We start from the raw sequence: 16,332 nt of genomic DNA on the forward strand, positions 1-16,332 counted from the left end.
CTATATACTATGCAGATTCATTCTTATCTAAAAACTTAATTTTACAAAGCAGTAATACGATTACATAATATCTCTAAGCTTTTGACAATTTCTTTCGCTGTTTCATCTTTCCCTTTACATAACTTTCCTTTACCATCTTGTCCAATTACATAGTGTACAGCCCCTCGCGAATATAAAGAATGTGTTGAATTTGCTATCATTACATTCGCCTTTGCTTCTTTCATTCTATTTTTCGCTCTCTCAAACAGTTCTTCTTCACTTAAATCACTTTCAAGCTTAAAACCAACGAGTACTGTTTCCGGATCCCATTGTTTTATTTGCTTCAATACTTTTGGAGCTTTTTGAAAATGTATAATTGGTGCTATATCACTTGAAATTTTCCCATCCATATTAAGAACATTGCCATCTTGATCACAAATCTTTTCCACAACCCAATCTGATCCAGCCGCTGCCATAATAACCGCATCGACTTTTTCATGCGTAATGATACTTTTCATTTTATCTTGCAAATCAACAATTCCCTCAAATGGATGTAATTCTAATCCTCTATTTACATCGTTCGGTTTCTCAGCAAAATAGCCGTGTAAATATATAACGTGTGCCCCTTTAGCTATAAGTTCTTCTGCGATTATTCTTCCAATCGTACCTTTAGCCATATTCGTATGTCCCCGTACTTGATCCCATTTTTCTAAACAACCACCGCTCGTAATTAATACTTTTTTCCCCTTCATTGTAACCATCCCTTACTGATTTTTCTTAAGAAACCATTCTGTTCCAAAGTCAACTATATCACGTTGCTTCATAAGACGGCTCGTTGCATTACCTATTTTCCCCATTGTTACAGTTCCTTTTCGCTCAAACTCTATACCAATTTCTACAAACGTATCTGATTCGTAATCCATTTCAACAAATTCTTTCCACACTCTTTCACCGTTTTCTATAATTGGTGCTCCTACTTTTATTAATTCACATGCACCAGAACGTACTTCAGATAAATGAACAGACGTATTCGAGTCATAGCCAACACCAATTAATAATATGTACCCATCAAAATCGTATATTTTTTTTAATGGTGATTCCTCTCCCAAACTCATCGATAGCGAATGATTCATTGTTATTTCCTCTGCATGTTTCCCCCATGCAGCAAAACTTCCTAATGGATGATTACTTCGTACTACATTCGGGTATGTACGAAAATATTCAACTATTTTCCCCATTCCTCTTGTTGGTGTTATACGTGGATCAAATGCTGGGACGCTATCACGTATAATTTGCCACCAATCTTCAGGTACAGGCGGCCTTGACCAATGTTTCGGATCAGATAAATCCGAAGATTGTGTTGGCATTATAATTGTTCCTTCTTCTGTAACGACTTTCATTAAAGCTTCTACTACTGCAACCACTCCGCCAGATATCCAGCCGATAGAACTTAATGATGAATGAACAATAATTGTCATCCCTTTTTTGACTCCTAGTGCTTTTAAATCGTTTGTCATTGTTTGAATTGTATTCGGAAATTGTGTACTCTCAACTATTTCATTCATTTTCATAACGGTTCCCCCACTAACCACGTATATTAAAATTTAAACTTTTATATAAATATATTATCATATTTTTCTTAATTTTTAACTTGATCGTATTCAATACTACAAAAAAATGGTAGTATTATTACGTAAAAAATAGTTAAACTATGGTATATTCATTTGAATTAATAAAAGAAGGTGAACAAATGAAAAAAATTCTATTTCCTTTTCTACTATTTGGGCTCATTTCTTTACATGCATGTGTTTCTATTAACAATGACTATGAGGGGTATTGGGTGTTAGAAAAATCCAGATATAATGAAGGCGGATATGGCCCATTAAATTTATATGAAAAAGCACAAAAAGATCCAACTATGATTCATTACTCAAATGGTAGTATTAGTGAAGGAAAAAGAATGGTGTATGTAGCATTTGGAAAAAAGTATAAAAACGATAAAATTACAGTAAAAGAAGTACAAGACGAAAAAGACACATCTGTTATCGTATTACATATTGAAAAAGATAAAGGGCAAGATGAAAATCCCGTTTTATATATTGGTGTACCAAAACTTAGAAACACTATTAAAATTGTAGATGAAGATGGAAAGAAAATCTTTGAAATGAAGAAAGATGAAAGTGTTACATCACAGCAATAAAAAGTTACCATTTCAATTTACACTTTATAGATAGACGAAAAAGCCCATCAAAAATGATGGGCTTTTCTTTTCATTTTATCCTTCAATCGTAACCCCAGTAAACATCGATAAGTTTCCCGTTATTTTCTCACCAACTCGTAAAAATAACCCTGCCGCTCTCCCACTAATACAATGTGAGCCAATTAATAATTTACCAGTATACGGACCATCCCATGTATCAATGGTATAGTCAGGCATTTCTATGTATTGCTGATATATTTTCCGTTGTTCAAAGTAATATTCCGTTTTATCTTCAGCTAATAGTTCATCATTTTCGTATATAGATACGCCCCCACCTTCACGTCCATATAAAGGTTTAGAAACAAATGATTCATTTCTTTCTGTAAATGGCTTATTTGTAAAATATGTTGGTAGGAAGTATTTATTAATAATACCACGCTCTTCTTCTTCGAAGAAAACCGCTTTTTCATAAAGCTTCCAAATTAATGCAAGTACACTTTTATTTTGCATTACAAATGCGGCTGGTGGATTAATAATTCGCACTCTTCCTCGCGCTATATGATTTAAAAACTGCAGACCAATTCTTTTTCCATTTTTATCAACATCTGTAACTAAATATTCAATTGGATACAGTCGATATAAATAATGAATTCGCTTGCCATTTGGCGTATATATTCCATCACCTGTAACTACAATATCTTGAATTCCTATATATTCCGTGGGCTGATTTAGGCAATAACTTCTTAAAAACTGGACTGTTTGATGGTCTTCATCGTGCCAATCATAGCTACTAAAATATATCGTTTCTTCAGGATCAATATTATAGTCATGTTTAATTTGTTCCCATGCCTGTACAATATGCTCCTCAATATGATTCGGGTGATTCACATCGTGATAACGGCACAACACTTCATTTGCAACAGAAGGTTCTAAATATCCTGTTGGTGTATCACAATTCACTTCTATTAATTTAATAACATCACCATTTACGATAAAGTCGAGCCTTGTAAAATAAGAAAACAAACCAGTATGTTTCATTCTCGCAATCTCCCACGTTTCAGGCGGGAATCCGAGTTTTTGAAAATCTTCTGTCGTATGTACAATATATTGATACGTTCTATATAACACATACATTATTTCTTCTGTCGCTTTCGAAATAGCGGTATATGTGTTTACCGACATACGAAACATCCCTGTTGCCATATACTGATTCCACTCTTCATTCTCTAATAGACTCGGCCACGTAAAACCATTCCTACCAGCCTCTTCCGCAAGTGAAAACCATATTTTCATATACTCTTTCTGTTCTTGTTCTGTATACATGACTCTATTATCCTTTCTCTTTATGATCCGGCTGGCGCTTTTGTGTTCCCGATTCCACTTGAACCAGAATTTACTTTCGGCGTTTGTGTCGTAGATGATTTAGATGTATTTGTATCTGGCGTCACTTTATTTGATGGATTGGGCTGTTGTTTATTTAAATCCACTTTCTTTGAAGAATCGTTGTTACTACTAGTTCCGCCGTAATAACCTCCGCCACCGCTGCCACCAGTTCTCCGCTCATCTTTTTCACGATAAGAAAGAACATTGTTTGTATATGGTTTCTTCATTACATTTGGTTTGGCTGTATAATTCATATTTGAAGTTTTACTTGCTAATAAATATCCTGCTACGAACGGTAATATCGGTAAGTGAGAGTTTTCTTGATACGATGAAAATGATGGATTATTTTCCTTGCATAACTCATCTTTTTCTACATTTTCAGTAGTTGGGGCTTTATCATCACAATTTAATGGTTCTTGTTCGTTCCCTTGCTTCCCACCATCCGTTTTAACAGCGGTATTTTCTTGTTGTACATTTTCTTCTTCATAGTCACCACAACCTGTTAATAAAAAAGATGACACGCCAATTGAAGCAGCGACTTGCAAAAATTTATTTTTTTCCATTCTCATGTGCTATACACCTAATTTCTTTTATCTATATTTTTCCATTTAACTATATTATATAATGCAAATATCACTTTTTACAAACTATACTCAATATGCATATTTACATATTTTCATGCCATTTATTTCCTAAATGAAAATGAAATATTATAATAGCTGAATTGTCTATCTGTACACCAAAATAAAGTGAAAGACGATTTTGTATTATGTCGTCTTTCACTTTATTTATTTTTTATATACTAACCGTCTCAATAAAATTTCTAATGGTCCATTAAGATTATTTTTTTCCATTATTAAAGCTACTATGACAGACAATATCCAAATACATATTGCTATCAATGCAGCAAAAGCGTTACTTACATGCCCTCCTAAATCAAATGCTACTGGTGATAAACATATAACAAGCAGTGCTTCATTTAAAACAAAAAATGTTAATGAACGTTTTCCTAGAGCGATTAATGCAAGGCTAAAGTACCCTGGATTTTTCAATCTACTCCCTATTATCCCGAAACCTGTTGCATATGCTAATCCTCCAGCAATTCCAGTTAAAATATGGATTCCATTTATCATTCCAGCTGTAAATACAGTTGGATACCATATAGTCCCTATAAAAGATAAAGGCAAAGCACCTATTAAAGAAATTGCTAATCCTATAGTTGTTATAAAATATAATTTTTTTAACTGTTGCTCTGGTTTTATTAATAACTTATATCTAGCAATCCACAAACCAAGAATTACAGAAGGAAGAATTGGGAACATAAAATGGATGAGTACAGGTATAATAGGAAAGAAAAGTAATCGTATCATTGTAGTACTAAGATACGTGTCTTTTGCCGAAACATCTGGTGAAAAACCATAATCACCTATTGATTGCATATTAAATCCCCATATTATTGGAATAAAAATGGTATACAATATAACGATAATTATAAACGTTCGAATTAATGTTTTCATTTTACACTTTAATAGTGGACTAACAAAAATACCCGCTAAACCATAGGCCATAAGAATATCTTGCCCTCCAATTAAGACCGCTAACACAATCCCAAACAGTATTAAATATAAGGAGCGTTTTCTTACTATTTTTACAGCCCGAATTTCATTTTTCCCTTTTGATTTTTGCCCTTCAAATGCTAGAACTAAACCGTAGCCTAATAATACGGCAAACATTGCTCTTGCACGGTTATCAATTATGAATATACCAAATAGATTTACAATTTGATCAAAGAAACTACTGCTTTCCACTCTGTGCATAATTCCAGGATCTGCAGCGTACAAATACAGCGGTGCATGAGCAAGTACGATTAACAGCAACATAGTACCCCTTGCTAAATCTAATGAGACTGCACGCTTCTTTTCAAGTGTTCCATCACATATTGAACTGCTCATATTTCACTTCCTTATTATCAAATAAAGTGAAACTTTAATCAGTGGAGGTTTTGTTCATCCCCCACTGATTATTAGTTGAACCAATCGGGCGTTTACGGGCAGTTGATCCCCCACCTAACTTCTTTGCTTCCGCTGAATTTTGAGGTGGGGGTCTTACTGCCCGTTAATGCGGGATAAACATCCCAAGCTTTCTTACATATTTGCTATTACAATTAGAACGGATAAATACAAAACAAACTATCTCTTCACACCCTATTCCGGATATTATATTCTAAGATTATTTCAATATGTTTTATTTTTAAAATACAAATGAAATCTTTCTATCCCCGGATATTTTTCTCCTAGACTTTTAACCTGAAAACCTATTCTCTTATAAAATTCAACTGCCTCATTGTCTGTTTCTGCCTCTACATAAGTTAACTGATGCATCGTTACTACTTTCTTTATCATTTGCAATGCAATTCCCTTATGGCGATATTGCGGAGCGACTGCTATATGGCATATTCGTGCTTTCGTTACGCCAATTACTTCAATACCTATACAAGCCTTTTCTTCATATTTATATAATCTACCTTTATTACTTTGATAAAATAGTACTGCTTTCTTTAAGCTTGTTTCACTTGGACCGACTGCATACTGTAGTACATTTAAAATTGAATCCCTTCCAATTTGTTCAACACGTTGCAAATTCATATCTTCATCCCTTTCTATGAAAAAAGATTAGCTCTTTATAAAAAGGAGCTAATCTCATTACGCTGTTATCTTTTCTTCTTTTTTCACAACGACCGCCACATAACTATGCAGTATCATTCCGACAATAACGAGGCTCATTCCAACCCAAGATAAAGATGATGGAATTGGAGCAGAAAGCCAAATAAGCTCTCCTACTAAAGCAAATAAAACTTCACCGGATTGTGTCGCTTCAACCGTTGCTAGTTTTTGCGAATCATCTTTCACAAGATCTGTCGCAAAGAAAAATAATACTGTCGCGATTAAACCTGAACTAACTGCTACAATAAAACATTGAAAAACTTGACTACTTGACGGTAATCCACCTGTTGATACTTCGTAACCAGATAGTAAAAACCAAAATGGTAAACTTGCTAATGTCATCCCGAGAACTCGCTGGAATACATCTAATTCCCCTTTACATACTTGCATCATTTTTCGATTTCCAAGAGGGTACGCAAACGCCGCAATGAGAACAGGAACTACACATAAAATGGTTTCACGAATTCCTAAAGAAGAAGCATGTTCTACTTGCATGAGTACAACACCGAATAAAATAATACCCGACATTACTAATTCTTTCATCGGAAGTTTTTTATGTAATGGGTCTACCGCAAAAAATGGTGTTAACAAAATCCCTGCGACTATCGTAATTTGCCATGTTGATGCAACAAGCCACCCTGGTCCAAATGCACCAGCAAAACTAAGTGGTGCATAAAAGAGACCAAAACCTACAATACTCCATACCAACCATTCTTTCGGATTGTTTTTCATATATTGATAGAGTTGCTTTAAGTTGCCTCTATACATAACAATAAGTAATAGCATTGGTACCATAAAGTAATACCGTAATGATGCACTCCAAATCCAACTTCCACCTTCTAAGTCCATCGCCCGGTTTAAAACAAAGGTAAAGGCAAAGAAAAATGATGCCAATATCCCTATTGCAATTGCTTTCATTATAAAACCCCTTGTTTAGTTTCTTCTTAATACTATACAACAAAATGAATATAATTAAAATTCACGCACTTTAACTTACATGTAATCTAGCTCTATATAATTTTCTTAACTGACCAATATGCGCTTGATGATACCGATTATGATCAGCTATATGCCATATGCCCCATCTTATTGTCGCATTTTCACCCTTTTCATAAAAAACTTCCCGTGTTAAATCATTTTCTGTTAGTTTCATACATTCTTCATAAAACAATTGTCGCACTGCTTCATAATCTTGCATTAACTCTTGTAACGTGTGTTTTCTTAAAACTGGCAGTTCTCCCACTTCATTCAACATAGGCCCATATTTATTTTTTAGTGCCAGTGGAACTTCTTCTCCCTTTAAGCGATACACCCAATGTAAATCGACAACTGCTAAATGTTGAAGTAGCTGTCCGATACTATTTTCATTATTTTCAGACCCTTTAAAAGATAATTCCTTCTCTTCAGTACCTTCTACTAAATTTCGCAATCGTTTATATGTATCTCGAACCGTTGCATACAAAATTGCTACTTGCGGATTCATGTTTTTTTCTAAATAAAGATCTTTCATGATAAATTCCGTCCTTTAAAGGAACAGCACCATATGTTCATCATCACTGTACGCACCATTAATCTTTATAGCCCTTTTTTCAATTCCATATGTTTTAAAGCCCATTGATTCGTACAAATTTTTTGCTGGTTCGTTTGTAGATACAACACCTAATGTCAATTGCTCTAGTTGTATATCCCGCGCTCTTTGAATTGCATTTGCAATTAGCTCACGTGCCAACCCGTTTCGTCTGTTTTGTGCGTCTACATACATCGCAACGATATGGCCTTTATGCTTATATGCTACTTTCTCTTCCGTTAGTAAAGTGACTACACCAATTAATTTTTCTTCATTAAACGCGCCAAGTGTACAACTAATAGTAGATGTTAAATTCCCTTCAACTCGCTCAATAGGATTTTCCTGACGAATCGCCTCTTCATAAGTTGTTATAAACGCCTCTGGGTTTACTTGTAATGCTTGTAAACGTAAATCCCAATATTTTTTTGCATCTTCTTTCGTAAGTAATCGAATCATGTATCTCTACCCCTTTTTAATTTACATAATATTTTTATAAACCACTAATTATAGATTGATATTCTTCTTTTAACATACTATAACGATAGCGATGAATGAACTTCTTTTGACGTAATCGATCATTTCTCATTAGTCCTTCACAAACAAAGCCAGCCTTTTCATAACTCTTTCTAGCTTGTAAATTATCCTCATCTACACGTAGCCAAACTTTCTCCAATTCGAAATCAAAGAATCCCAGCTGTAATATACTATATAGAGATGCTATTCCATACCCTTTTCCCCAATACTCTTTATCCCCAATCGTAATTCCTAGTTCCGCATTTTTATTTGTTTTGTCAAAATTTTTAAGGTCTACCCAGCCAATGTGTATATCGTTTTCTGTAACGATAGCCCTTTGTTCATAACCATTCTTTCGACTTATGCATGCTTCAATCCATTTTCTCGTATCTTCACGAGTGAACGGAGGATATTGATCTGGTACGACTAAGTGTTTTGTCACTTCTGTATCTAATGACCATTGATATCGATCTTCTACATCCTCTAGTGTCAATTCCCTTAATTGAACGAATGGTATTTTCATTTTACTATCCCCTTTTTATTTGCCAATAGAAAATCCTTCGAACACTCTTCCTCCGTATAGTTCTAACGTCTTTTCTGTAAAATTAATTAATACATTTTTATCACCGTTTTTATAAAAATGATCAAAAGCCGCTACAAATTGTTCTGCATAATGGTCATCATATCTTCTTAAAACTCTAATAAACCATTTTGAATTTCCAAGCCATTGGCCATTTACTCTTAATACATATTCATGTATTAATTCCGCTAATAAATTAGCAATGAATAGTTCTTCTTCTCTTTTTGATGCACCAATGAAGTCATCCAAAGTATCCGAAATAAAATAGCGCTTCTGTTTCATCGTTTCTTCGGTCCATTTATCTGGTCCTTTAATTAGTAAATCGTTCGCTTCTTTTTTTAATTTCTCAACAATTTCACTTTCCCCTTTTAATACAATTCCTTCTGAAACTAATTGAGGTAGAGAAGGTCGCCCGCGATCACAATCCATTTTAAAAAAGGTTTTATATGTTACAAAATTATGTACAAATACTTCAACGGGCCATCCATTACTATAGAAGGATTCTCTATAACAAGATGACAAACTTTGATCGACTATAACAATATCAAGGTCAGATGTTTTTGTCGCTTCTCCTCGTACAACGCTTCCTCCCAGTAAAGCTACATCACAATTCGGAAATTGTGATGTAATTATGCTTTGTGCCGCTTCAATTGGTTTCATTTTCTTTTCTCCTTCGCTTATTTTACTTTCTTTTTTCTGCTCTTTCTCGAGCCTTTTTTATATACGGTTCTGCATCTGGTGTTTTACATGACGTTGCACCGTGATCAATTTTTACTTTTCCAATTTCACGAGCAATTTCAATTGCTTGTTGCTCTAGAGCTTCATTTCGAATCCCTATTGCAATTAAAGCGCTATTCATTGCTTCTCTTTTTCTATTTTTTTCATTATGTATATGAACTTTAATCTCTTCTAAATACGGCATGAAGAAGTTATCGTCTAACTTTTTATTTTTTATTGCGATATTCGCTAATAATGACCAACCTGCTCTCCCAATCCATTCATCATCAGATTTCGTCCATTCTTCCATTCTTTCTATCGCGATTGGCGACGTACATATAGCTGTCATAAGAACGTCCATTAAACAATAATAATCAACATCCCTAATCCAACTATTCAGCTGATCTGATGTTACATTCTTCGGTTCTAAAATATACGTTGCTAAAGTCATTGCATCCATATTTTTTGTTTCCCATAATGAAATTGCTAAATTATGATCTTTTTTTATCTTCTTTTTTAATAATTTTAAATTCGCAAAACTGACTCCGAATAGCGGCTCTTTCGCCCCATGATTTTTATACGTTTTTCGATTTTGCTCCGTTCCATATTCCTCTAGTTGCTGCATGACTTCTTCTAGTAGCATATGTCCACCTCTTTTTATGTTTTCTGTTGACTTCATATAGGTATGTACGATATATTCTACATTATTTTTTGATTTTCCTATATTTATTTTTTTAATACGGTATGTGAAATTTTTGTATACTACGCAATCACACCATGAAAAACCTGCACATTGTAAACAGACAGGTTTTTCATGGTATCAAATTTCCATAAAATAAGAAATAAACGAAGGAACCACCTTTGTTCGTTCTCTCAATAATTTTTCCCCGCTATATTTTGGCTAAACTCTTTACATCTGACCACTCTTCTATAGAGCCTGCATCCGGAAAAACGGTAACTACATTAAAATTCGCGCCTTTTTCTTTCCCTAGTTGTTTTGCAGCTAATAAATTCGCTGCCGCAGACGTTCCTATTTTCATACCAGTATCCTTATAAAAACGGGCCATTTCATACAAGGTTTCTTCATATGAATAAGTCCATTGCTTTTCTATCAAATTGTCTTCCTTTTCTATGAAATGTTGTTTCCGTCCTAGGCCGAATCCACCTGATCCTGCATATTTCTTTAAAGCATTTGGCGGTTGTTCAGATCCATATGGTAATTCGGCAGGCATTACTAAATGTAGCTCAACATTTTTTGTATACTTCTTTACTGCTTTATAGACCCCGATTAGAGTTCCACCAGTACCAGCGGATGCTACCCATGCGTGTATTGATTTTCCGTTCATTTGTGCAATAATTTCTCGGCCTGTTCCTTCTATATGACTTAATAAATTTGCATTATTATAATGTTGGAACAAAAAGTATAACTCTTGTTTTTGTTTGCTAATCTCTATTGTCTTCTCAATTACAGCGTAAAACCCCTTACATTTATCAACTAAGATTACGTTAGCACCATAATATTCGAGTTCATTTAATAGAGATTGACCAGTTGCAGAACTTAACACTAACGTGCATTCAATCCCTAAATAATAACAAAGATAGCCAATTGACCTCGCTAAGCTTCCACCACTATACTCTAAAATATGTTGTTTTTTGTTCGCTTCTTGTAAATATTTATTGATCATTCCAAGTGCTGCTCTATCCTTAATCGATCCTGTAGGGTTGTGCCATTCACATTTAGCATAGATTGAAAGATTCTTCGTTTCTTCGCATTCTAATTTAATGAGAGGGGTATTTCCAACATTTTTAGAAAACTCTTCAAAATGGTTTACTATCATACTTTTATACCTCCGTCATACATCATATTTATAACATTTGTTCTTAGTCAAAATACTTTCTATATTTCAATTACGCTATTAACTATATTTTCCTATAAAAAATCCCTACAAACGTTGTAGGGATTTTTGTCTAAATCATTTTGTTGCACTCTATTACATACGAAAAGAACTTCTTTATTCAAATGCATTCATAAGTACAATTCTCCAGCCATCTGGATCCTCTATTGTAGTACCTTTCTCTATCCAATACGGATTTTCCGGTTCCACCTCATGGTAGCCCATTTCACTTAACCGATTCGCGATTATTTCAATTTCATCTTTATTCGGCATATAAAAAACTAGTAAATTATCTTTTGTCGGTGCTGGGCATGGGCTTCCATTTACATGCGTAGTAAACTCCAAATGGTACTCTTCACCCGGTAATCCAAACATAACCCCGTCATATCCTTCATGATTGTGAAATTCCCCTATACGTTTTAACCCTAATCCTGTTTCGTAAAAACTTATAACTTCTTCAAATTTATCTGTTGGTCTTGCAATTCTAAATTGAACCCAATTCTTCATGCAAATCTCCTCCTTTTCATTTTCCAAAGCTTTATAGTAGCCATTATAAGTTACATATATTTAGTTTAATATCCCTCATTAGTGTGAGAACTGCTTAAGTTGAAAGACCTATTCGTTCATACATAGTAGGACTTTAGTATAAAATTCATATAAACTTAGTTATACAAATATAGAGATGAAATAACGATTTCTTCCATATATATTATTACGTATGAAATAATTCTCCTTGTAGGGCTTTTATATATCGATCAGCAGATCTTTGTACAGTCCTATTCGCATCTTCCATCACAACACCATGAAACGCATTATACAGTCGACTAAATTGGATTCCTTTTACTTTCTCTGCCATTTTTCTAACTTTATTCGCTGGTAATGGGATAAGATTGGGATAACTATACATAAAACTTACCCATTTTCGATCCGAAACTACTTGTATAATATCACCTGATAACAAAATACCTTTCCCTTCATTACCGTCTTTCCAGTGCATAACAGTTCCACCTTTAAAATGGCCACCTAACCGATGCAATGTAAGTTCTTCCGATAATATCAAATGTTCCCCAGACCAAAATTTAATTTGCTTACTCGGGCGGACCACCCATTCTTTATCATCTTCATGAATATAGATAGGTATATGAAATGTTTCCGCCCATTTTACTTGTGTAGAGTAATAATGTGGATGAGAAAGTGCTATTGCTTGAATACCACCTAAATCATATATACCTTGTATCGTTTTATCATCTAAATAACTAATACAATCCCACAAAACATTTAGAGTTTTACTTTGTATTAAAAATGCTGTTTGTCCAATTGCAAACTTAGGTTTAGTAGTAATGCTATACAAACCAGTTTCTTCTTTTATTATTTCATTTTTGTATAAATTGCTATGTTGCATTGTTTCTAATGTTGTCCATGACTGCCCCAATGGATTCATATATTGCCTTTCCTCATTACAAATTTTACAACGAGAAGGTGCCTCTTTATTTTCGGGATACTGAACTCCACATGTCGTGCAAATATAATGAACCATATTCCCACTCCCTTTTTAAATGTAATTGATTCTTTACCAATATTTTAATAAAAAACGAAAATAATTAAATCAATAATTGTGACTAAAATGAAGTCATACGAAAGTACGATTATTCCCCTTCTATTTAAGAATTTAGTCTAAGTACTATATTTTATATTTCTTCTTTCTGGGAAGTTAAATTTTTCAATCATTACATGAAAGAGTAACTCTATACGAAATAAATGAACCTATTCATAGTTTTTGTCACAAGTTTGACACAGTAGTATAAACTAATACACATCTGGGGTATAGTATATTTAAAGTAACGATAAAAAAGAATATTGAATAAATTATTTTTTAATCGTTACTAGATTACATTTGTAATAACTTAAGGGGAGATTATAATGGAAATCGTTATTATGCTCTATGAAGGAATTACTGCATTAGATGCTATTGGTCCGTACGAAGTATTTGCCGCAGAAAGCAATAACAACATAAAGTTTGTTGCTAAAACTACGGGCTTAATTAAATTAGATTCAAAAATGGGCTATTTACATGCCGATTATAATTTTACTGAAGTTAATTCAGCTGATATCCTTATTATTCCTGGATGTCGCCCGCCTAACTTTAAACAACTTATGGAGGACGAAGAAACTCTCAATTGGATTCTCCAAATACATGAAACTACTAAATGGACTACAACTGTATGTACAGGTTCTTTAATCTTAGGTGCTACTGGCCTACTAAATGGTGTTAAAGCCACTAGTCATTGGAGCTCTTTTGACTTACTTCGTTCTCTCGGGGCTATTCCAACTGAAGAGAGAGTCGTTCGCCATGAAAAAATCATAACAGCAGCTGGTGTATCTGCAGGTATTGATATGGCTCTCCAGTTGATGGCTTGGGAATTCGGAGATGAAAAGAGTAAAGCAGTTCAGCTAATGTTAGAATACGACCCACAGCCTCCTTTTGATACAGGTTCACCAAAAAAAGCATCCGCATCATTATTAGAAGAATTAAATTTGATGCTTGAAGATTTTCATAATAAAGTTTAAAACCATCCAATTTTTCAAGCATGCAGTTGATACAAAATCTTGCATATTTTTGACCAAACTTTTTTACAGTTGTAAAAAAGTTTTTTTGCATTTCCCTACCTATAATTGCTAATATAGTAGAGTAGAACTTTTATAGAGAGAAGGAAAATTATGCACAATGGAATTCGAATGACAACTTTAGTAAAAAGGGCTATGTTGATATGCGCTGGGGTATTATTTACATATGAGGCCGCTTTAGGATCAGTACATACTGCCCTAGCAAGTACAGAAGATGAAGCAAAGTCTGTTCAATTTGTAAGTGAAATTCAAACATCTCTTGCACCGAAAGAAGCTCCAAAACACTATAATGGGCAAGTTAGAAAAGTCGCTTACTTAACATTTGATGACGGTCCTGGAAAATACACAGCTGAGCTTTTAGATATGTTAAAGAAAGAAAATGCAAAAGCAACATTCTTCCTAATTGGTTCAAACGTGAAAGCTTTTCCTGATCTTGTGAAACGTGAAGATGCTGAAGGCCACTATGTTGGGATGCACAGTATGACTCATAACTATAAGAAACTTTACACAGAAGGACATTACGTAGATGAAATGAAAGAAGATCAAGGCTTAATCGCTGGCGTTCTAGGCAAATCACCCGTATTAACTCGTCCATCATACGGCTCAATGCCAGGATTAAACGAAGCACTTCGCAACAAAGTGGTGGAAAACGGGTTGAAAGTTTGGGATTGGACAATTGATTCTTTAGACTGGAGATACAACAAAATGCAAGTTGATGCTGCATCAGCTAAAATTGTAGAAAACGTTCTACATGGTGCTACAAATCCAACAGAAGTTATCCTTATGCACGATATTCACCCACAATCAGTTAAAGCAGTACCTGGAATTATAAAAGGACTGAAAGAAAAAGGATATGAATTAGAAGCCTATAATGAGAACGAACACTTCCCATTAAACTTCTGGCATGATAATCGTATGTAATGAAAAGACTTGATTCCCTCTAGTAGGATATCAAGTCTTTTTTTAACGTTTTGGAAAGTTTCTTTGTTGCTCTTCAATAAAACGAATAATCTTTTCTCTGTCCTCATGCGTAATACTTATAGAAAATTCGTACTCCTCTTCCTTACACCATGAAGGGGTAAGTTCCTGAGATAATCGGACTACAATTTGAAACTCACCTTCATTTTTCCCCATTAATTCAAACGCTATATTAGGCTCTATGAAATCTAGTTCGGTATATGTAGGATTCGGTAATGATTGAAACCATTTTTTCATATGCTGTAAGTCGAAAGTTTGTAGAAAAGGATCCATCGTTTCAAAAACTTTATTTCCTTCTGACAGTTTCGCTTTTACTATAAGCCAATTTCTATCACACTCCTCTTTTGCATCTTTAAATTGGTATCTCACCACCTCTAAATGTAATGCTACTTTTTCATTTTGAAAATCCATAAATTGCTCCCCTTCTTGCTATAAAACTTTTACTTTATAAATTTGAAATATATAAGCCTTTACTTGCAAGACAATTATTTTTCTATCTCCTGTTAATTTCAATTCTTAAATATAATGATTTTCGTTTATTAATACACATGACTGATTCTAACATATCATTCTTTATACATTAAATATATTTGATTTGCTATATAATCTGAACTAAAGTGAAGTCCATTCCTTATCCACCACATGATAATACCTACCAAAGAGGCTGTTTTAACATCAACTGCAACGTAATCATCAGGTAATTTATTTTTCGTATTCTCTCTTCTCGTTTCTATTAATTGCTTTAAAAATAAAAATAATTGCTCCTCAAATTGATTCATTTTAAATAATATAAATAAAAAATTCCGGTGGATATATAAATAATCTAGCAATTGTGTTAGCTTTTGTTTTTCTGATAAATCTTTTGCATGTATTAAATCAACAATTTTATTAGAAAGCTCATTTAAAATCTCGCTAGTGATTTGGTCCAGTAAATCTTGAATATCTTGATAATGTAAGTAAAATGTTGTTCGATTTAATCCTGCTTTTGTTGCGATTTTCTGAACCGTTAAGCTTGAAATAGTAGGATTCTCACATAAAAGAGAAAAAACAGCATTTTTAAACATTTCTCTTGAACGAACTGTACGAGGGTCTTCTTTTTTAAGTGTAGACATTTTGAAACTCCTTTATAGATTTTCTCTTTACTTTCTCGACAGTACATATCTTCTCTGTCG

20 protein-coding genes are annotated in these 16,332 nt (G+C 33.8%); 3 read left to right on the forward strand and 17 right to left on the reverse strand.

Features of this window, described 5'->3' with window-relative positions; genetic code table 11:
* Positions 1-41: 41 nt before the first annotated feature.
* Positions 42-731 (reverse strand): phosphopantothenoylcysteine decarboxylase domain-containing protein, encoded by a 690-nt coding sequence (locus JDS95_RS13970; RefSeq protein WP_000676696.1) that lies wholly within the window; start codon positions 729-731, stop codon positions 42-44.
* A gap of 12 nt (positions 732-743) precedes the next feature.
* On the reverse strand, positions 744-1,544 hold the full coding sequence (locus tag JDS95_RS13975) for an AAC(3) family N-acetyltransferase (RefSeq protein WP_134853403.1): 801 nt from the start codon (positions 1,542-1,544) through the stop codon (positions 744-746).
* Positions 1,545-1,729: 185 nt separating this feature from the next.
* Between JDS95_RS13975 and JDS95_RS13980 the strand changes: the two genes are divergently transcribed.
* Positions 1,730-2,179 carry a hypothetical protein gene (locus JDS95_RS13980; RefSeq protein WP_016108610.1) on the forward strand — a complete coding sequence of 150 codons (450 nt, stop codon included), beginning with the start codon at positions 1,730-1,732 and terminating at the stop codon, positions 2,177-2,179.
* A gap of 75 nt (positions 2,180-2,254) precedes the next feature.
* Here JDS95_RS13980 and JDS95_RS13985 read toward each other — a convergent pair whose 3' ends face one another.
* From JDS95_RS13985 to JDS95_RS14045, 13 genes are all read right to left on the reverse strand, one after another.
* Positions 2,255-3,502 carry a glutathionylspermidine synthase family protein gene (locus JDS95_RS13985; protein WP_000287860.1) on the reverse strand — a complete coding sequence of 416 codons (1,248 nt, stop codon included), beginning with the start codon at positions 3,500-3,502 and terminating at the stop codon, positions 2,255-2,257.
* Between the two features lie 20 nt (positions 3,503-3,522).
* Complete coding sequence (locus JDS95_RS13990) at positions 3,523-4,131, reverse strand: hypothetical protein (protein ID WP_001242219.1); 609 nt, start codon at positions 4,129-4,131, stop codon at positions 3,523-3,525.
* Between the two features lie 219 nt (positions 4,132-4,350).
* Positions 4,351-5,514 (reverse strand): DUF418 domain-containing protein, encoded by a 1,164-nt coding sequence (locus JDS95_RS13995; RefSeq protein WP_000098989.1) that lies wholly within the window; start codon positions 5,512-5,514, stop codon positions 4,351-4,353.
* 282 nt (positions 5,515-5,796) lie between these two features.
* The gene (locus tag JDS95_RS14000) at positions 5,797-6,207 is read right to left on the reverse strand and encodes a GNAT family N-acetyltransferase (RefSeq protein ID WP_001053325.1); all 411 of its coding nucleotides are present in this window, start codon (positions 6,205-6,207) and stop codon (positions 5,797-5,799) included.
* A gap of 57 nt (positions 6,208-6,264) precedes the next feature.
* Entirely contained in the window at positions 6,265-7,203 is a 939-nt protein-coding gene (locus JDS95_RS14005; RefSeq protein ID WP_000643651.1) for a DMT family transporter, read from the reverse strand.
* Positions 7,204-7,273: 70 nt separating this feature from the next.
* Complete coding sequence (locus JDS95_RS14010) at positions 7,274-7,795, reverse strand: DinB family protein (protein ID WP_000654217.1); 522 nt, start codon at positions 7,793-7,795, stop codon at positions 7,274-7,276.
* Between the two features lie 15 nt (positions 7,796-7,810).
* Entirely contained in the window at positions 7,811-8,308 is a 498-nt protein-coding gene (locus JDS95_RS14015; RefSeq protein ID WP_000620331.1) for a GNAT family N-acetyltransferase, read from the reverse strand.
* Between the two features lie 34 nt (positions 8,309-8,342).
* Positions 8,343-8,888, reverse strand: coding sequence for a GNAT family N-acetyltransferase (locus tag JDS95_RS14020; protein ID WP_085450293.1), 546 nt, complete (start codon positions 8,886-8,888; stop codon positions 8,343-8,345).
* Between the two features lie 15 nt (positions 8,889-8,903).
* On the reverse strand, positions 8,904-9,605 hold the full coding sequence (locus JDS95_RS14025; RefSeq protein WP_000802436.1) for a nucleotidyltransferase domain-containing protein: 702 nt from the start codon (positions 9,603-9,605) through the stop codon (positions 8,904-8,906).
* 22 nt (positions 9,606-9,627) lie between these two features.
* Entirely contained in the window at positions 9,628-10,305 is a 678-nt protein-coding gene (locus tag JDS95_RS14030) for a DNA alkylation repair protein (RefSeq protein ID WP_000923458.1), read from the reverse strand.
* 247 nt (positions 10,306-10,552) lie between these two features.
* Positions 10,553-11,500, reverse strand: coding sequence for a PLP-dependent cysteine synthase family protein (locus JDS95_RS14035; protein WP_000636773.1), 948 nt, complete (start codon positions 11,498-11,500; stop codon positions 10,553-10,555).
* A 174-nt stretch (positions 11,501-11,674) separates the two neighbouring features.
* The gene (locus JDS95_RS14040; RefSeq protein WP_000800673.1) at positions 11,675-12,064 is read right to left on the reverse strand and encodes a VOC family protein; all 390 of its coding nucleotides are present in this window, start codon (positions 12,062-12,064) and stop codon (positions 11,675-11,677) included.
* A gap of 205 nt (positions 12,065-12,269) precedes the next feature.
* On the reverse strand, positions 12,270-13,094 hold the full coding sequence (locus tag JDS95_RS14045) for an MBL fold metallo-hydrolase (RefSeq protein ID WP_199690556.1): 825 nt from the start codon (positions 13,092-13,094) through the stop codon (positions 12,270-12,272).
* 383 nt (positions 13,095-13,477) lie between these two features.
* Here JDS95_RS14045 and JDS95_RS14050 point away from each other — a divergent pair, with 383 nt between their 5' ends.
* Together JDS95_RS14050 and JDS95_RS14055 are read left to right on the forward strand one after the other, a co-directional pair.
* Positions 13,478-14,125 (forward strand): DJ-1/PfpI family protein, encoded by a 648-nt coding sequence (locus tag JDS95_RS14050; protein WP_000407027.1) that lies wholly within the window; start codon positions 13,478-13,480, stop codon positions 14,123-14,125.
* Positions 14,126-14,275: 150 nt separating this feature from the next.
* Positions 14,276-15,103, forward strand: coding sequence for a peptidoglycan-N-acetylglucosamine deacetylase (locus JDS95_RS14055; protein ID WP_000551438.1), 828 nt, complete (start codon positions 14,276-14,278; stop codon positions 15,101-15,103).
* A 42-nt stretch (positions 15,104-15,145) separates the two neighbouring features.
* On the opposite strand, the gene JDS95_RS14060 is transcribed toward JDS95_RS14055, so the two are convergent.
* Both JDS95_RS14060 and JDS95_RS14065 read right to left on the reverse strand, forming a co-directional pair.
* Entirely contained in the window at positions 15,146-15,571 is a 426-nt protein-coding gene (locus JDS95_RS14060) for a WapI family immunity protein (RefSeq protein ID WP_000347502.1), read from the reverse strand.
* A gap of 155 nt (positions 15,572-15,726) precedes the next feature.
* A complete protein-coding gene (locus JDS95_RS14065) occupies positions 15,727-16,272 on the reverse strand; it encodes a TetR/AcrR family transcriptional regulator (protein WP_144467089.1) in 546 nt (181 codons plus the stop codon).
* Between the last annotated feature and the right edge of the window lie 60 nt (positions 16,273-16,332).

It is taken from the genome of Bacillus cereus group sp. N24 (assembly GCF_016483345.1).
Classification (GTDB): Bacteria; Bacillota; Bacilli; order Bacillales; family Bacillaceae_G; genus Bacillus_A; species Bacillus_A toyonensis.

Coding starts and splice junctions, on each gene's coding strand:
- JDS95_RS13970 (WP_000676696.1), bottom strand. CDS start 731: ATGAAGGGGAAAAAAGTATTAATTACGAGCGGTGGTTGTTTAGAAAAA.
- JDS95_RS13975 (WP_134853403.1), bottom strand. CDS start 1,544: ATGAATGAAATAGTTGAGAGTACACAATTTCCGAATACAATTCAAACA.
- JDS95_RS13980 (WP_016108610.1), top strand. CDS start 1,730: ATGAAAAAAATTCTATTTCCTTTTCTACTATTTGGGCTCATTTCTTTA.
- JDS95_RS13985 (WP_000287860.1), bottom strand. CDS start 3,502: ATGTATACAGAACAAGAACAGAAAGAGTATATGAAAATATGGTTTTCA.
- JDS95_RS13990 (WP_001242219.1), bottom strand. CDS start 4,131: ATGAGAATGGAAAAAAATAAATTTTTGCAAGTCGCTGCTTCAATTGGC.
- JDS95_RS13995 (WP_000098989.1), bottom strand. CDS start 5,514: ATGAGCAGTTCAATATGTGATGGAACACTTGAAAAGAAGCGTGCAGTC.
- JDS95_RS14000 (WP_001053325.1), bottom strand. CDS start 6,207: ATGAATTTGCAACGTGTTGAACAAATTGGAAGGGATTCAATTTTAAAT.
- JDS95_RS14005 (WP_000643651.1), bottom strand. CDS start 7,203: ATGAAAGCAATTGCAATAGGGATATTGGCATCATTTTTCTTTGCCTTT.
- JDS95_RS14010 (WP_000654217.1), bottom strand. CDS start 7,795: ATGAAAGATCTTTATTTAGAAAAAAACATGAATCCGCAAGTAGCAATT.
- JDS95_RS14015 (WP_000620331.1), bottom strand. CDS start 8,308: ATGATTCGATTACTTACGAAAGAAGATGCAAAAAAATATTGGGATTTA.
- JDS95_RS14020 (WP_085450293.1), bottom strand. CDS start 8,888: ATGAAAATACCATTCGTTCAATTAAGGGAATTGACACTAGAGGATGTA.
- JDS95_RS14025 (WP_000802436.1), bottom strand. CDS start 9,605: ATGAAACCAATTGAAGCGGCACAAAGCATAATTACATCACAATTTCCG.
- JDS95_RS14030 (WP_000923458.1), bottom strand. CDS start 10,305: ATGCTACTAGAAGAAGTCATGCAGCAACTAGAGGAATATGGAACGGAG.
- JDS95_RS14035 (WP_000636773.1), bottom strand. CDS start 11,500: ATGATAGTAAACCATTTTGAAGAGTTTTCTAAAAATGTTGGAAATACC.
- JDS95_RS14040 (WP_000800673.1), bottom strand. CDS start 12,064: ATGAAGAATTGGGTTCAATTTAGAATTGCAAGACCAACAGATAAATTT.
- JDS95_RS14045 (WP_199690556.1), bottom strand. CDS start 13,094: ATGGTTCATTATATTTGCACGACATGTGGAGTTCAGTATCCCGAAAAT.
- JDS95_RS14050 (WP_000407027.1), top strand. CDS start 13,478: ATGGAAATCGTTATTATGCTCTATGAAGGAATTACTGCATTAGATGCT.
- JDS95_RS14055 (WP_000551438.1), top strand. CDS start 14,276: ATGCACAATGGAATTCGAATGACAACTTTAGTAAAAAGGGCTATGTTG.
- JDS95_RS14060 (WP_000347502.1), bottom strand. CDS start 15,571: ATGGATTTTCAAAATGAAAAAGTAGCATTACATTTAGAGGTGGTGAGA.
- JDS95_RS14065 (WP_144467089.1), bottom strand. CDS start 16,272: ATGTCTACACTTAAAAAAGAAGACCCTCGTACAGTTCGTTCAAGAGAA.